This is a genomic window from Sphingomonas sp. Root241 (genome assembly GCF_001428865.1).
Classification (GTDB): domain Bacteria; phylum Pseudomonadota; class Alphaproteobacteria; order Sphingomonadales; family Sphingomonadaceae; genus Sphingomonas.
Window position 1 is genome coordinate 335664 of sequence record NZ_LMIV01000004.1, and the last position, 16211, is coordinate 351874.

General features: G+C 65.3%; 14 protein-coding genes. 5 read left to right on the forward strand and 9 right to left on the reverse strand.

From position 1 onward, the window contains the following. Nucleotides 1-347 precede the first annotated feature (347 nt). Nucleotides 348-1310, reverse strand: coding sequence for an amidohydrolase family protein (locus ASE13_RS18695; RefSeq protein WP_056619882.1), 963 nt, complete (start codon nucleotides 1308-1310; stop codon nucleotides 348-350). A 317-nt stretch (nucleotides 1311-1627) separates the two neighbouring features. After that, a complete protein-coding gene (locus tag ASE13_RS18700; RefSeq protein WP_056620185.1) occupies nucleotides 1628-2452 on the reverse strand; it encodes a helix-turn-helix domain-containing protein in 825 nt (274 codons plus the stop codon). Nucleotides 2453-2569: 117 nt separating this feature from the next. Between ASE13_RS18700 and ASE13_RS19990 the strand changes: the two genes are divergently transcribed. Continuing rightward, nucleotides 2570-2926 carry a hypothetical protein gene (locus ASE13_RS19990; RefSeq protein ID WP_156404982.1) on the forward strand — a complete coding sequence of 119 codons (357 nt, stop codon included), beginning with the start codon at nucleotides 2570-2572 and terminating at the stop codon, nucleotides 2924-2926. Between the two features lie 309 nt (nucleotides 2927-3235). On the opposite strand, the gene ASE13_RS18705 is transcribed toward ASE13_RS19990, so the two are convergent. The 4 genes from ASE13_RS18705 to ASE13_RS18720 are packed head-to-tail and all read right to left on the reverse strand — an operon-like array spanning nucleotide 3236 to nucleotide 6087. Beyond that, nucleotides 3236-3463 carry a hypothetical protein gene (locus ASE13_RS18705; RefSeq protein WP_056619885.1) on the reverse strand — a complete coding sequence of 76 codons (228 nt, stop codon included), beginning with the start codon at nucleotides 3461-3463 and terminating at the stop codon, nucleotides 3236-3238. After that, nucleotides 3460-4905, reverse strand: coding sequence for a radical SAM protein (locus ASE13_RS18710; RefSeq protein ID WP_056619888.1), 1446 nt, complete (start codon nucleotides 4903-4905; stop codon nucleotides 3460-3462). Before ASE13_RS18710 ends, ASE13_RS18705 begins: the two co-directional genes overlap by 4 nt. Next, nucleotides 4850-5593 carry a prolipoprotein diacylglyceryl transferase family protein gene (locus tag ASE13_RS18715; RefSeq protein ID WP_056619891.1) on the reverse strand — a complete coding sequence of 248 codons (744 nt, stop codon included), beginning with the start codon at nucleotides 5591-5593 and terminating at the stop codon, nucleotides 4850-4852. The genes ASE13_RS18710 and ASE13_RS18715 overlap by 56 nt, the downstream gene beginning before the upstream one ends. A 32-nt stretch (nucleotides 5594-5625) precedes the next feature. Then, nucleotides 5626-6087: an Lrp/AsnC family transcriptional regulator gene (locus ASE13_RS18720; protein ID WP_056619894.1), complete on the reverse strand. Its 462-nt coding sequence runs from the start codon at nucleotides 6085-6087 to the stop codon at nucleotides 5626-5628. A 98-nt stretch (nucleotides 6088-6185) separates the two neighbouring features. Here ASE13_RS18720 and putA point away from each other — a divergent pair, with 98 nt between their 5' ends. Continuing rightward, entirely contained in the window at nucleotides 6186-9812 is a 3627-nt protein-coding gene (putA, locus tag ASE13_RS18725; protein WP_056619896.1) for a trifunctional transcriptional regulator/proline dehydrogenase/L-glutamate gamma-semialdehyde dehydrogenase, read from the forward strand. Between the two features lie 78 nt (nucleotides 9813-9890). On the opposite strand, the gene ASE13_RS18730 is transcribed toward putA, so the two are convergent. The 3 genes from ASE13_RS18730 to ASE13_RS20390 are packed head-to-tail and all read right to left on the reverse strand — an operon-like array spanning nucleotide 9891 to nucleotide 13635. Next, nucleotides 9891-10982 (reverse strand): Ca2+-dependent phosphoinositide-specific phospholipase C, encoded by a 1092-nt coding sequence (locus ASE13_RS18730; protein WP_056619900.1) that lies wholly within the window; start codon nucleotides 10980-10982, stop codon nucleotides 9891-9893. Next, entirely contained in the window at nucleotides 10982-12049 is a 1068-nt protein-coding gene (locus ASE13_RS20385) for a TonB-dependent receptor (RefSeq protein ID WP_268801314.1), read from the reverse strand. The genes ASE13_RS18730 and ASE13_RS20385 overlap by 1 nt, the downstream gene beginning before the upstream one ends. Beyond that, entirely contained in the window at nucleotides 11986-13635 is a 1650-nt protein-coding gene (locus ASE13_RS20390; RefSeq protein WP_268801315.1) for a TonB-dependent receptor, read from the reverse strand. The genes ASE13_RS20385 and ASE13_RS20390 overlap by 64 nt, the downstream gene beginning before the upstream one ends. Nucleotides 13636-14353: 718 nt before the next feature. On the opposite strand from ASE13_RS20390, the gene ASE13_RS18740 reads away from it, so the two are divergent. The 3 genes from ASE13_RS18740 (at nucleotide 14354) to ASE13_RS18750 (ending at nucleotide 16211) form a co-directional block, all read left to right on the forward strand. Further along, nucleotides 14354-14917: a hypothetical protein gene (locus tag ASE13_RS18740; RefSeq protein ID WP_156404983.1), complete on the forward strand. Its 564-nt coding sequence runs from the start codon at nucleotides 14354-14356 to the stop codon at nucleotides 14915-14917. Nucleotides 14918-15041: 124 nt separating this feature from the next. Further along, entirely contained in the window at nucleotides 15042-15623 is a 582-nt protein-coding gene (locus ASE13_RS18745; RefSeq protein ID WP_056619907.1) for a hypothetical protein, read from the forward strand. 24 nt (nucleotides 15624-15647) lie between these two features. Beyond that, a complete protein-coding gene (locus tag ASE13_RS18750; RefSeq protein ID WP_056619910.1) occupies nucleotides 15648-16211 on the forward strand; it encodes a hypothetical protein in 564 nt (187 codons plus the stop codon).

Sequence of the window (16211 nt, forward strand, 5' to 3'; positions counted from 1 at the left end):
GGGGCGCCTAGCAGCGGCGATTTTATACTGCAAGTCAATCGCAATAAGATTGCGGGAGGGGGTGGCGATGCCGGTCCCATAGCGATACCCCTTGCCGTCATCCCGGCTCAAGGCCGGGATGACGAGGGGAGAATATGAGACCCGACCCTTAGGTCGGCGGCCCATATCCTAAACGCGTCACCCCCGCGAAAGCGGGGGCCCATCTCCTAGGCGAGCGGCAGAATGCACCGGTGCGCTCGTGGATAATGCTGGAGATGGGTCCCCGCTTTCGCGGGGATGACGAAATGGGGGACGGCCTGTCAGTCAAATCAACAGCATGAATGGCCTCTCAGCCAACCCCGCCCCGCTCACGTGCTGCCCGTCAGTTTGTAGAAGCGGACGGCATTGTTGTAGAAAATGTCGCGCTTCTGCTCCTCGGTCAGGAACGTGGCACTCTCGATCCCTTCGATGGCCAGCCCGATCCCGTCGGGCCAGAACATGTGGTCCGAGCCGAACATGATGCGCTTGCCGAAGCCCGCTTCCACCAGCTTGCGCAGATAATCGTGGAAATGCGCCCGGGGCAGGAGCCAGTCTACCGCCCCGGTATCGACGTTCACATTGGGATACAGCATCAGGATGGCCATGGTGTCGTCGAGATACGGCCAGCCGCAATGCATCAGGTTCAGCCGCAGTTTCGGGTGGCGGTTCAGCGCCTCCTCGACATATTCCGGATTGCCGAAGCGCGCCCGGGCCGGACGGCAGCAGGGATCGAAGGTGGTGCCTTCGGGCATCGTCCCGGTGTGGAGCGCCACCGGGATGTCGAGTTCCTCGGCCATTGCGAGATAGGGATCATATTTGGGATCGCTCAGCGACAGGCCGGCATATTGTGCAGTGACTTCGCCGAGCACCTGCAATTTGCCTCCGGCGAAGGCCCTTCGGAGCAGCTCCACCGGCGGCAGCGGCGTATCGTCGGATCCGCGAATGCCCGCGCCGACGACGAAGCGGCCGGGATCGCGATCGTGCCAATCGATCGCGGCCTGCAGCCGGTCTCCGTCTCCGCCGCTCACCACGCCCTTCACGACATTGTGCCGCTTCATCTCGGCGATGCAGGCCGACAGATGCTCCGCGCCGTTCCGGATCGGGCTCTTCACGCCGCTGATCGGATTGACGATCGGATTGCCGAACGGAGTCGCTGCCGGATAGGCGTGCATATGGACGTCGATGATCGGCCCCGCCTGCGCGGCGCGGGAGGCGAGCCCGGCGCCCGGCAAGGCGAGCGCGGTGGCGGCGCTCGCGCCCAGTTTCAGGAAATCTCTGCGGCCGAAATGCATTCCCGTCCCTCCGACTGTCACCGCAATGTTCCGCGGTGGTCCGGGAACCTGATTATCGCGACCGTTGCGCCGGCGAAATTACCTGGCAGGTCGTTGGGGCCTTTCGAGCGTAGAAACGGCAGATTGAGGACTCATATTAAAAGCACGTCATCCCCGCGAAAGCGGGGGCTCATCTCCGACAGTTTCCACAAACGCACCGGTGCATTTTGCCGCTCGTTCAGGAGATGGGTCCCCGCTTTCGCGGGGATGACGGTAAGGGATTTCGCGAAGGACGAAGTACAACCCTTATGAACCAACGACTTGTATAGGTTCTTACCCTAGAGCATTTCGCCGGCGGCGAGCCTGGCGCACACCGAGGCGGTCAATGCGTCGGCCGGAAAGGCGCAGTCGATCTGGAGCTCGTCCAGCGTCACGTCGAAAGGCGCGGCGAACGTCGTGATCGTCTCGAAGAAGCGCAGCGGCCCCGCCGGACTGCGGAAATCGAGCGTGAGCACCGGTTCGATCTCGCTGCCGATGCCGCGGAAACGCCATTCCTGCGGCACGCCGGGATAGCCGAGCAGTTCGGTCAGCAGCGCCTGGCCATATTCGTCGCCGGGCGTGATCGCGAGATGATCGTGCAATCGGCGCAGGAAGCCCGTAGCGACCGCCGGCCAGTTGAGGATCACCGGGCGGAAATCCTCTGGGTCGAAGATCTGGCGCAGCAGGTTGCTGTGGCGGCTCTCGCGCCCCTGCATCACGAAGCGATTGATGTTCATCGCGCCGTCGTTGCCACCGAGCACGTCGAACTGCCGGTTCAGGATGAAGGCGGGATAGGGATTCTGGTGCTGCAGGATCAGGTCCACGGCGTCGCGCATGCGCTCCAGCGCGGGCGTCGCGAGTTCGCGTTCGGCATATTGCGGCGCATAGCCGGCGGCGAGCAGCAGCGCGTTGCGCTCGCGCAGGGGCAGCGAAAGCGCGTCGGCGATGCGGCCGATGGCGTCGCGCGACGGCTGCGCCTTGCCCGTCTCGACGAACCCGAGATGCCGCGCGGACATGCCGCATTCGAGCGCCATGTCCAGTTGGCTCATGCGCCGCGCGGCGCGCCATTCGCGCAACAACAGGCCGACCGGAGGATAGGGGGCTTTGTCGCGGGTTTCGGCCATGATGGTTTCCCCAGTACGAACGAAACGCCGCGGGAGCCAGCGGAGCATCGCGGGCCCTGCTGCGTTGACGATCCGGGCGCGCATGTCGCGTCCGGAAACCGTGTCAGGAGAAGCCCGATGAAGCTCATTGCATTGGCCGCCGCTCTCGCCGCGATCGGCGGCGCCGCCGCCGCGCAGGATACGCCGCAACAGACTCCGCCCGCGACCAATACGCCGCAGACTCCGTCGCCGACGACGACCACGCCCGATCCCAACACGCCGCCGTCCGATCCCAAGACGGGCACCACCGGTTCGGGGACGACCAGCCTGGCGTCCGAACCGGATCCGGCACCTTCAACCACGGCTACGTCTCCGGCACCCCCAGCCACGGCTGCTGCCCCCATGACCGCTGCTCCGGCGCCTACCGCGGCACGCGAATATCCGCCCTGCTCGCGGACCGTGAAGGACCAATGCCGTCAACGAGGCGGCCGCTGAGCGCGGCTGCCTCTGTCAGTGGACGGGCAGCGGTTCATGCCCCACGGGCAAATGGTGCATGACCGCGTAGATGTCGCGTCGATCGACGGCCTGGCCGCACATCGGGCACAGCTCGAAATGGACGAGTTCGCTATCGTGAGAAACGGTGCTCCGGCTTTGGCCGGGGCCCGCAGTTCGTAAAATAGTCGCGTTTATCACCGGACCACCTTCGCATTAGCATATTGTTTACCATTATAGCGGAGCGCGGTGCGCGGCATTCATGCGATGCAAATTTTTTCCGCCGCGGTCACCGACAATGGCAAAGCGAGTTCACATCGCTTGATCGTCCGATCGGCGCAGCAGCCACTTCCCCCAGTAAAACAGGCCAAAGCCCAAAGCGAAGGGGATGCCGCCGATGAGCAGGGGCAGGATGATGATGCTCGGGTCCTGAAGCGCCATGCCGAACCCCGTGACGACGACGACCAGCGAGCACAGCCCGCTGCAGGTCATGATCAGGATCCCCACTCCCAGGAACAGGCCACCGAAAAGCTGCTTCATGCCTGCCCCCTTGCCCGCTCGAGCACCGGCGCGCCTTCCGCGCCGGGCCGATAGAAGGTGTTGTAGGTGTCGAACGGAATGATCTGCCCCTCCGGCGTCACGAAGTGCACGCAGCTGCGCTTCACTGTCGCGAGGTCGAAATTGTAGCGATCGAGGAATTGCAGGATGACCACGCGGAAGCTGTTCGCATAGCCGAGATCCTCCGGCACGAGCGCCTGGGGCAGGCAGCACAGGACCTCGGCCAGCTTCTCCTCGGTATTGCATTGCGTGGTGGCGAGGCTGAGCAGGCCGACGACTGCCTGGCGCAATGTGGGATAGGCTTCGTAGCTGATCGTGTTCGGCCCCTGCAGGATCAGGTCGCGCGGAAGCAGGGACGTGATCGGCGTCACCGTGCGGCCGTCGCGCAGGCCATAGCCGATGCAGATCTGGTCGGGATTGCAGGGCAGGGGAATCATGTCTTCCATGCCGAACACGCCGGCCTTCACCACTTCGCGGCGGATCTGCGAGAGCAATACGCGATTGGCCTTGGCATCGAACCCCTCGTTGCGGCCGGCATCCTGCACCGGCTGGAACGTGACGCCGCGCACGCAGGACCAGTCGAGCGCGTGGCTGACGATGGCCGCGACCTCCTGATCGTTGACCCCACGCTTCACCACCGCGACGAGCGTCGTCGACAGGCCGACGCGTTCGAGCGCCTCGAGCGCGGCCTGGCGGATGCGCGACAGCCGGGCGCCGCGCAGATTGACGAGCGCATCGTCGTTCAGGCTGTCGAACTGGAGATAGACTTCGAGCCGCGGCGCATAACTCGCAAGGCGCTTCACGAACGCATCGTCCTGCGCGATCCTGAGTCCATTGGTGTTGATCATGATATGGCGGATCGGCCGGCGCTTCACTGCGTCCAGTATCTCGAAGAATTGCGGGTGCAGCGTGGGCTCTCCGCCCGAAAGCTGGACGAGATCGGGTTCGCCTTCGCTCTCGACCAGCGCGTCGAGCATCGTCTCGACCGTGGCGAGCGGCAAATGCCCGCCATGCATGTCCTCGGCATCGGCGAAGCAGACCGGGCAGGCGAGGTTGCAGGCCGAGTTGATCTCGACGATCGCCAGGCAGCTATGCTGTTCATGGTCGGGGCACAGGCCGCAATCGAACGGGCATCCCACTTCTGTGCGGGTCTGGGTGCGGAGCGGGCGATCGCCGGGCTTGAGCCAGTCCTTTTGCGAGCGCCAGTAAGCGAGGTCGTCGCTGATCAGCGTCTTCTGGACGCCGTGCGACCGGCAGCGCTTGAGATAATAGACGCGGTCGTCCTCGATGATGACCTTGGCCGGGACGGGCTCGAGGCAGGTCTCGCACAGGCTGCTCGTCTGCCCATGGAAGATATAGGGCGCCGCCTTACGCTCGGGCGACGGCTGGAGGGGGGCGGTCGCGAGCGATCCAGATAAGGGCATAGGCGCTGAGTCCGATCATCACGAAGTGGAACACGTTGAACGGGCCGAACACCGGGGGATAGGGCTTGAGGAATTCCCAGGCAAATCGCTGGACGGCATAAGCGAGGACGAAGACGTGAAAGCCGTGGCGCACCGCCCAGGGGCGCCCCATCGCCAGCGCGTGCCAATAGACTGCGAGGAACGCCGCCATCGCGAGCGATTCGTAGATCTGGACCGGATGGCGGGAAATGCCGTCGCCGAGATTGACTCCCCAGGGCAGGCCGGTCGGGACGCCATAAGTCTGGTCGCCCATGCCTGCGAAAAGACATCCCCATCGCCCGACGACGATGCCGAGGCACAAGGGGATGACGAAGGGTCCGCCGGTCGATCCCCGCACGCCGCGGAGCCATTTCCAGAGCTCGACCGCGACGATCGCGCCCGCGAGCGCGCCGGCGATCGAGTGCGAGAGGACCGGCCGCGCATCGCGGAGCGTGTTGAGCGATCCGAGCAGCCAGGCGCCGAGCGCGGCGCCCGCGGCAAGGCTGATGAAATAGCCGGGCGCGGTGTGGCGGGCGAGCCCTTCGACGCTGGTCCGGCGATGTCGAAATACCCAACGTGCGCCGAGGAAAGCGGCAAGCCACGCCGCGAGATCGCCGACATAATGATACCAGGGGGCGATCGCGACGTGGAGCACGCCGTCGATTAGCATATTCCGCCGAGTTGCAAGCCTTGCGACGCACCTCAGTCGCGGATGGTTTCCATCGAGATGTAGGTCGAAGTGCTCGCGACGTGCGGCAGGCTGGAGATGCGCTCGCCCAGCACGATGCGATATTTGCGGATGTCGGCGGTGCGGACCTTGAGAAGATAATCGAAGCTGCTCGCGATCATGTGGCATTCCTCGACCTCGGGAATGCGCCGCACCGCCGCGTTGAATTCCTCCAGCGCCTTTTCGCGCGTGTCCGACAGCTTCACTTCGGTGAAGGCGACATGATCGAGCGCGAGCTTCGCGGGATCGATCAGCGCGGTGAAGCCGGTGATCACGCGGGTTTCGATCAGCCGCTTGAGCCGCTGCTGGCAGGGGGTTTTCGACAGGCCGATCCGCTGGGCGAGTTCGGTGACGGTGATCCGCCCATCCTCGCGCAGGACGTCCAGGATCTTGCGGTCATAGTCGTCCAGATCGACCGGCTTCGGGGGCATTTTCATGCAAATCGTCTTTCGGAAGCAAATATGCGTGCTGTAGTGATATCGGAAAGGGTCAAACTAAGACAGATCGTCTTTGCGGCGCGCATTATATCTGCGGCATGTCGACCAATCCCCCTTTTGCCGCCTTCGCGCCGCCGAACCTTCCCCAGACGCCGCTGCGCGTGGCGATCACCCAGGCCTATCGCCGCGCGGAGCCCGAGTGCATTGCTCCGCTGCTCGACGCGGCGACGCTGCCCGAGCCGGTCCGCGCCGATGCCGAGCGCACCGCGCGCGCGCTGATCGCGGCGCTGCGCAAGGAAGGCACCAAGAGCGGGGTCGAAGCGCTGGTGCAGGAATATACGCTGTCGAGCGAGGAGGGCGTGGCGTTGATGTGCCTCGCCGAGGCGCTGCTGCGCATCCCCGACGACGCCACGCGCGACGCGCTGATCCGCGACAAGATTGCCGACGGCGACTGGCGCGCCCATCTCGGCGGCAGCCGCTCGCTGTTCGTCAATGCGGCGACCTGGGGCCTGGTGGTCACCGGCAAGCTGGTCGACAGCGCGGACGATAAGGGGCTGGGCGCCGCGCTCACCCGGTTGATCGCGCGTGCCGGCGAGCCGGTCATCCGCCGCGGCGTCGACCTGGCGATGCGGATGATGGGCGAGCAGTTCATCACCGGCGAGACGATCGAGGAGGCGCTCAAGCGCGCACGCAAGGAAGAGGCGCGCGGCTTCGGTTATAGCTACGACATGCTCGGCGAGGCGGCGGCCACCGCTGCCGATGCGGCGAGCTATTTCGACGATTACACGCAAGCCATCCATGCGATCGGCAAGGCGGCGGGCGGGCGGGGCATCTATGAAGGGCCCGGCATTTCGATCAAGCTCTCGGCGCTGCATCCGCGCTATTCGCGTGCGCAGGCCGATCGGGTGATGCGCGAGCTGCTGCCGCGGGTGCAGGCGCTGGCGGCGCTGGCGAAATCCTATGACATCGGCTTCAATGTGGATGCGGAGGAAGCCGACCGGCTCGAACTCTCGCTCGACTTGCTCGAGTCACTGGCGCTCGATCCGGCACTCGCCGGTTGGAACGGGCTCGGCTTCGTGGTGCAGGCTTATGGCAAGCGCTGCCCGTTCGTGATCGACTGGATCGTCGACCTCGCTCGCCGCGCCGGCCGCCGGATCATGGTGCGGCTGGTCAAGGGTGCCTATTGGGACGCCGAGATCAAGCGCGCGCAGGTCGACGGGCTCGCCGATTTCCCGGTCTATACGCGGAAACTCCACACCGACGTGGCCTATGTCGCCTGCGCGCGGAAGCTGCTCGCGGCGAAGGAGGTGATCTTCCCGCAATTCGCCACCCACAACGCACTGACCCTCGCGACGATCTATCAGATCGCCGGAGCCGATTTCTCGATCGGCGATTATGAGTTCCAGTGTCTCCACGGCATGGGCGAGCCGCTCTACCGGCAGGTGGTGGGCGCGGAAGGGCTGGGGCGGCCCTGCCGCATCTATGCGCCGGTGGGCACGCACGAGAAATTGCTCGCCTATCTGGTCCGCCGCCTGCTCGAGAACGGCGCCAATTCGTCGTTCGTCAATCGCGTCGCCGATCCGGCCGTGTCGATCGACGAGCTCGTCGCCGATCCGGTCGCCGCGGTGCGCGACGCGCCGCAGCCGGGGGCAAAGCATGACGCGATCGCGTTGCCCGCAGATCTCTATCCCGACCGTCGCAACTCGGCCGGTATCGACTTGTCGAACGAGCTCGCGCTCGCTGCGCTGACGCGGGAGCTGCAGGCGAGCGCCGTGGTGCAATGGCGCACCGCTCCCGAAAAGGGAGAGGGCACCGAGCGCCCGGTGCGCAACCCGGCCGATCTTCGCGACGTGGTGGGCAGCGTGGTCGAAACCGATGCCGACGCGGCACGTGCGGCTGTGACACGGGCCGCGGCATCCTCCTGGTCTTCGGTGCCGGTCGGCAAGCGCGCGGGGATGCTCGAGCGTGCGGCCGATGCGATGGAGGCGCGCATGCCGCTGCTGGTCGGCCTGACGATCCGCGAAGCCGGCAAGTCGGCGGCGAACGCGATCGCCGAAGTGCGCGAGGCAGTGGACTTCCTGCGTTATTATGCCGTGCAGGCGCGCGCACTCGGCACGGATGCCCGGCCACTGGGACCGGTGGTCTGCATCAGCCCGTGGAACTTCCCGCTGGCGATCTTCACCGGACAGGTCGCCGCGGCGCTCGTCGCAGGCAATCCGGTGCTCGCCAAGCCGGCCGAGGAGACGCCGCTGATCGCCGCCGAGGCGGTGCGCTTGCTGCACGCAGCAGGAATCCCCGCCGATGCGCTCCAGCTCATGCCGGGCGACGGCGCGATCGGCGCGGCCCTGGTCGGCGCGCCCGAGACGGCGGGCGTGATGTTCACCGGCTCGACCGAAGTGGCGCGGCTGATCCAGAGGCAGCTCGCCGAGCGGCTGTCGGCCGACGGTAAGCCGATCCCGCTGATCGCCGAAACCGGGGGGCAGAATGCGATGATCGTCGATTCATCGGCGCTCGCCGAGCAGGTGGTGGCCGACGTCGTCGCCTCGGCATTCGATAGCGCGGGGCAGCGCTGCTCGGCGTTGCGCATCCTGTGCCTGCAGGAGGAAATCGCCGATCGCACACTGGCGATGCTTAAGGGCGCGCTCGCCGAGCTGCGCATCGGCAACACCGAACGGCTTGCAGTCGATATCGGTCCGGTGATCACCGCCGAAGCCAAGGCAGGTATAGAGAAGCATATCGCGGCGATGCGCGCGCGCGGGCACCGCGTGGAGCAGCAGGCGCCGTCGCCCGAGACCGGGCACGGCACCTTCGTCCCGCCGACGATCATCGAGCTCGCCAGCATCGCCGATCTGGAGCGCGAGGTGTTCGGCCCCGTGCTCCACGTGATCCGCTATGCCCGGGAGGATCTCGATGCGTTGATCGATGCGATCAACGCCACCGGCTATGGACTCACTTTCGGGCTGCACACCCGGCTCGACGAGACGATCGCCGAAGTGACGTCGCGGATCGCGGCGGGCAATCTCTACATCAACCGCAACGTCATCGGTGCGATCGTCGGAGTCCAGCCGTTCGGTGGGCGCGGACTTTCGGGCACCGGTCCCAAGGCGGGCGGGCCGCTGTATCTGCCGAGGCTGGTCCGGGACGGGCCGGTGCCGACGCCACGGGCAGATGCCGCGATCGATCCCGCGCTGGCCGATCTTGCCGTCTGGCTCGACGCGAAAGGCGAGCAGCAGGCGGCGGCGCTCGCGCGGCGGATCGGCGCGGCATCGCCGCTCGGGCGCGAAGTCGAGCTTCCGGGGCCCGTCGGCGAGCGCAACGTCTATGCGCTGCATCCGCGCGGGACGATCCTGCTGGCGCCGGCGAGCCGGGAGGGGTTGTTCCACCAGCTGGCGGCGAGCCTCGCCACAGGTAACCATGTCGCGATCGAGGCCGATGCCGCGCGGATGGCAATGCTGGCGGACCTGCCGGCAAGCGTGCGCGCGCGGATCCGCGGCGATGCAAGCGAGGTTTCCGCCGCGCTCGCCGAGGGGGAAGGTGCCGAAGTCACGGCGTTGCTGACCAGGCTGGCCGAGCGGGAAGGCGCCATCGTCACCGTGCAGGCGGCCTCGGTCGAGGCCTTGCGCGCCCCCGGCGCCTATAGCCTCAACCTGCTGGTCGAAGAGGTTTCGGTCTCGATCAACACCACTGCCGCGGGGGGTAATGCGAGTCTGATGATGCTGGGCTGATCGGCGCGTGTGGTCAGAGCGACGATCCCCGCACACCGGGCCTTTGAAGGCTCAATTCGCCGCCTTCAGACACCGCAGTCAGGGACGAAGTCGGCATCCGGCGGGAACCCGCACCGGGCTGCATCGTGCCATTGCCCGATCAGGCAGCGTCACCACGAAATCGAGATGCAGCGGGTCGGGCGCACCGGGATAATAATCGGTGCTGACGGCTTGCGCCCCGCTCGCCATAGCAGCGCGTGCCTTGGCGAAATTATGGGCACGCGCCTCGATCGTATTGGCGTCGGTGCGGGTCCGCACGATCATTCCCTCCGCCACCCAGCGCCGGATGCGCTCGCCATCGACCAGCGGGTCCTGCACGATCTGGATCGCGGATTCGGGCTGGTCGTCAGGATACCAGCCGAACATCGCGCGTCCGGCAAGCGACGGATGCCCGGCGCGATAGACCTCGGACACCGCCGAGCGCACGTCGAGCAGGATGTAGATCCGGCCCCGCGCCGCCGATAGCGCCGGCCAGCCCCGGCTGCGCACTGCCTCGCGCAGTGTCGGTGCCGTCCCGCGCACGTCGTCGGGCGTGATCAGGCGCTTGCCCGGCAGCACCGAACGGATCTCGCCGTCCAGCGCATCGAGCAACGGCTTGTCCGCGAGCGACAGTGGGCTGGCGATTCCGGATCGGGTCGAGGGTTGATCGGTGGCGTTGATCGTGATCATGATCGGCAGATGATCGGGATGCGCGCGCGACCAGCGGTCGACTTCGCGCAGACATCGCACCAACGTCGTGCAGGTGCTCAGATAGTCCACATCGGGAATGTGGAGCACCTTGAACCCGGGCTTGAGCATCGCCGTGCGATCGAAGCCGGTGGCCTCGCCCGCTGCTTTCGCCCATGCCTCGCCCTTGGGATCGGCATAGAGACCGCCCTTGGGATCGGCGAAGATGTCGAGCTCGATCTGCCGTACGCCGGCATCGAACTGCTTCGACAGCGGCACATGGTAATAATCGAGCCCGTCAGCCGACTTCGGCTCCATCGCCCTCAGCTTCGCCATCACCGCCGCCGGGATGCGCGCCTTGAAGCTGTTGTGCGACCCGACGACCTGAATGTCGTTCATCGCCTGCGGCGACGCCGCTGCGCCGGCCAGAACCAGCGCAGCGACGGTGAAGAGCCCCTTGAGCATCAGAACTCGGTCCTCACGCCGAACAGGATCGTGCGACCCCAATAATGGATTTCGCCGTAGCGCAGCGGATCGTCGTTATAGCTGTACTGCCGCGCTCCGGCGATGTTGATCGCCTCGAGGCTGACCGTCGTCTTGTCGGTAACCCGGAACGAGAGGTTGCCGTCCAGCGAGCCGAACGCGTCGACATAGCTCGGCGTCTGGGTGGTGCTGCCCGTGCCCGACAGATATTTGTCGCGCCAGGTGTAGGAAAGCCGCGCCGATACCGGGCCGTAATCGTAGAAGCCGACCAGATTGAAGCTATTCTTCGACAGGCCGATCAGCTGGTCCTCGATCGTGCGCGCGCCTGCCGTGTAGTTCGCCTGCACCGAAGTGTGGGTGTACGATGCCTGGAGGCCCAGTCCGTCGAACGGCTTCGGCAGGAACGTGAATACCTGGTTATAGGCGGCTTCGGCGCCATAGACCTTGGCGTTGCCGCCATTGACCTGCGTGCTCAGCAGGATCGTGCCGCGGCCGGGGATCTCGACATTGATGTTCTGCGCGGTGATGTAATTGTCCATCGCCTTGTAGAACAACGCCGCGGTGAGCGAGCCCTTGCGGTTGAAATACCATTCGAGCGAGCCGTCGAACTGAGTGGCGAGGAACGGCACCAGCTCGGGATTGCCGCCGCTCCCGGTCGGCGCATCGGTCGACACGCTGATCTGCGGCGCGCTCTGGGTCACGTTGGGCCGGGTGAGCACGCGGCTGGCGGCGAGGCGGGCGACCAGGGTCGGGCTCAGCTCGGCGCGCAGGTTGAAGCTCGGCAGCCAGTTATTGAAGGTTTTGGGGAAGCTCGCCGGGGTCGGCGCGGTACCGATCGTCAGCGTGCCGCTCGCCACCTGATCGGTATGCACATAGCGCACGCCGATATTGCCGGTGATGCTGGTGCCCAGCGCGTAATCGGCGCGGACATAGCCGCTCGCCGTCTTCTCGGTCACGACATAAGAGGCACGCAGATCGCCTGCGCTCAGCGGCGCGTTGGCCACCGCGTCGGTGAACAGCTTGTCGTAGAAGACGCTGGTGATCGGCACGAGCCAGCTGCGCGGCGCATTCCGAGCACGTCGCCCAGGAAGTCGTCGAACGGGATCTGCTCGAACCCGTTCGGCGCGAAGCTGGTCAGCGGAACCTGGCCCGGATTGACGGTGAAATCGCGGCGCCAATAGTCGCGTTTGCGCCAGTGATATTCGCCGCCGGCCGCGATCTTGCTGAGGAAGCCGTCCATCTCGTGGCCGACGTCGAGCCGGGCGTACCAGTCCCAGTCCTTGCTGTTCTTGGGCGCGATGTTGAACGGGTAGAGCACATAGTTCGCGGCATTGGTCGGGTCGACCGGCGTGGTGAAGGTCGGGATCACCTTGTACCCGCCCGACGCGTCATAGGTCAGCGGTGCGAAGAACATCGCACGGCTGCGCACCGTGCCTTCGGCATAGCTGGGATGGAAGCTGTGCGCGTAGGACCAGTTGATATTGGCGGAGACGTCCCAGCCCTCGGGCTTCCAGCTCTGCTTGAGACCGACACTGAGCAGGTCGTGGCGGTTGAGGCTGTATTCGCGCGACGCCATGAAACGCACGTCGTTGATCGTCGCGGCGACCACGGTGTTGCCGTCGAGCTTGGCCGATCCCGGCACCAGCGTCGGGCGGTGTCCTGCGACGCTGGTGTCGTCGGGATAGATGTCGAGGCCGAATTCGTCATAGGCGACGTCGAGCCGCGTCCCGAGCACGTCGAGCGTGGTTTCCAGCTCGGGCGAGGGCCGCCACTGCGTCGAGATCAACCCCGAGACGCGCTTGCGCTCCTCGGTCTCGATCGTCGGTCGGGTGCGGGTTGGCGTGTAATAGCCGGTGCCGAGCACCGAGATGAACCGGTCGAGAGTCCAGCCGGTATTGTACCAGCGATCGTTGCGGACGGACTTGGCCCAATATTGCGCGCCGGCCAGGAGGCCGAAGGTGCCGTCGCCGCTCTTGAAGCTGGTGAGCGCGGTTGCGTTCGGCTTCACCTTGTCGGTCATCGTCGTATAGGTGCCGCGCAGGTTCAGCGTCGTCTTGTTGCCGACATCGAGCGGATGGAACGTCTTGACGTCGATATTGCCGCCCAGCGCGCCCTCGGTCATGTCGGCGGTCGGGGTCTTCACCACGTTGATCTGCGACACGAACTCGGCGGGCAGCATCTCGAAGCGGAACTGACGACCGGCGGCGCCGCCATTCTCGATCAGATCGTTGATCGCGACCGAGCGGCCGTTGAGCATCGTGCTCTGGAACTGCGGCCCAAGCCCACGGACGCTGACATAGAGCCCTTCGCCGCGCGGGCGGGTGATCGCGACGCCGGTGACGAGCTGCAGCGCCTCGGCGACGTTTTGGGTCGGGAATTTGCCGATATCGGTCGAGTTGATCGAGTCGACGCCGTAAGCGGCCTGGCGTTTGGTCTCGGTCGCCGCGGCGAGGCTGCGCGCATAGGAGCCGGTGACGACGATATCCTCGTCGCTGTCGCTCTGCGCGTCGGTCGGGCTGGACGCCACATCGTCGGCGGCAGCCCCCGCAGTCTGCGCGCGAGCAGATGGCGATATGCCCAATGCAAGCATGGTGAACGGCAGCGTCGCCCAAAGCAGGCGGGAATATCGCGACATTTTCTGTTTTCTCCCCCGGGCCAGATGGCCGGCGGAGCCGCCAATAGGGTCACGCTATTGCGGTTTGGCGGCGTGGTCGTTGCAGAACCGTTTAATGTTTCGGGCAGCTGGATGACGCCGGACGGAATTCCGGGAACCGCCGGGCGCGGAGCCGCCGATCCGCCAAAGGCCGGTCTCACCCAAATCCCTTCAGGCGATTCGCGATCATGATCTCCGAGTCGTTTTGGCTTCCCAGGCTTGGGAACGGAGCGAAGGACACATAGATGCAAGGAATCATAATTTTATTATAAGTCGGCGTCGTTTTTTTGTTGGCCATTTTAACCCATTTCATCTTGTCGGCGGCGCATCACTCAACCCCGGCCGGCTCGAACTGCGGCAGTTGACCCGATGAAATACTAGACTGCGACGCTTAAGAACCGACGAAAGCTGCCGGATAGGTTAAATATAATACTGTGACGTAAAATATTTGTCTCGATATTACACAAGTAATAGCCCTGGTATTCTGACTCGTTATATCCAAAGTTATATTTATATATCCTTAGGCGGTATAGGTATTTCTTTAGACTCATCAAATGGTTAATTAAAGCTTTAAAAAATCTTCTTGCGTTTTAGCGAGATGAATCGATCATTAGCCAATCGTTCATTTGCCTTGGGAGGGGCGGGAACTGTGATTGGCCGGTGTTCAATAGGCATATATTTGTTCGCGATCGGTGCCGCCATGCTGCCGCATGCCGCCGACGCACAGACGGTATATGCCGCCGGCCAGCCCGGTGTCGTGGGCGGCAACCGCCAGTTGCCGGTGCAGGTGACCGCTTCGGTCGGGGGCCGTTGCGGCTTCGCGACGGGGTCGGCGCCCTCGGGTAGCTACAATCAGCCCGACTTCGACGTCACCGGCTTCAGCCACGATTTCAGCTTCCAGCTCGATTGCACCGGCCCTTCGCGGGTTGCGGTAGTCTCGGCGAACGGCGGGTTGCAGACCGGCGGATCGGTCTCGCCCGGTTATGCAGCGCTGGCACCCTATGACGTGGCGCTCAACCTGGTCGGCTCGTCGAGCACGGCGACGGGCACCTGCACCGTAGCGACGCTGGCGGCTGCCGCAGCGGCACCCTGCACGTTCCGCGGGCCGGTGAGCACGTCGCAAGGCCTTCTGCTCAATTCCACGTCGGTCAATCAGCCCGGCACGTATCTCCGCGTCAGCGCGCCCGCCTATAACGGCTCGAGCGCGCTGATCGGGGGCATCTATTCCGACACCTTAACGGTGACGGTGAGCGCGGCGTCATGATGGCGCCTTGCACAGAGCGGCTCTCCCAGCCTCGGGGCAGTCGGTCGATTGTCAAAGGGGAGGGGTACCGGGTCGTCGACCCGGCGCACCGTCGGATTCAATCTGAATGGGAAAAGGCAAGACAATGAACAAGTATCTGATCGCGGCGCTCGGCGCCGGCACCATGCTCACCATCGCCGTGCCGGCATCGGCCCAGACGGTGACGGGCACCGTCAACATCACCGGCAGCGTCGCCAACAAGTGCGCCGTCCTGCCCGGTTCGGGCAGCACCTTCACCAGCACGGTGGCGCTCGGCGAACTGGCCCAGGCGGACGGCACGATGGCGACCGACCTCGCCACGCGCTTCAACGCGTCGGGCCCCGCGACGCTCGCATTCCGCGTCGTCTGCAACACGTCGAACCCGACCATTGCGGTCGACTCGACCCAGCTGACCACCGCGGGCGCCGCCTCGGCCGGTTATGCGGCCCGGATCGACTATAACGCTAATGTCGCCGTCGCGCTCTCGCCGAGCGGTTCGACCACGGTGAGCAACGATAGCCGCAATGCGCCGACCGTTGCGACGCCGGCTGGCGGCCCTCTGGCCAACACCGGCAGCGCGAACGTGACCATCACGGCCAGCGCCTTCGGTACGGCCAATGCGACCGACCTGCTCGTCGCGGGTGCGTACACCGGCAACATCTCGATCGTCATCGCGCCGGGCGCGTGATCGGCTTCATCGGAGCATAATGACATGAAGAACTCGATCCTTGCAGTCGCCGCAATTGTCGCCGCTACTGCCGCTCTTCCCGCCGCCGCGCAGTCGACGTCGGCGACGGGCACTGTCACGGTGAACGGTTCGGTCGCCGACCGTTGCCAGTTCACGACGCCATCCGCCGTCATCAATGCCGGCGAACTGGCGCTGCAGGGATCGGGATCGACCGCGGGCAAGCTGGATACCAGCAAGCTCGACGGCCAAACCCGCACGCTGGTCGGCTGGTGCAACGGCACCGCCGCATCGATGAGCGTCGAGGCGCAACCGCTGGTCGACACGACCTTTGCCGGTGCGGCCCCGACGGGCTTCGACAGCGTGGTCAATTATTCGGCGAGCGCGCTCGCCAACAGCGCAACGGCCACCGACACGTCTTTGGCGGCGGGCGCCGGCACGGCCGTTCCGGTCGGCCTGTTCACCGGCAACGTCGTGGTGACCTTGGCAGGCTCCTCGTCGCCGACCGGCGGCATCCTCGTTGCCGGCAGCTATTCGGGCCAGGTCCTGGTCACGCTGACTCCCAACGTCAGCCTGCCACTCTCTGATTGA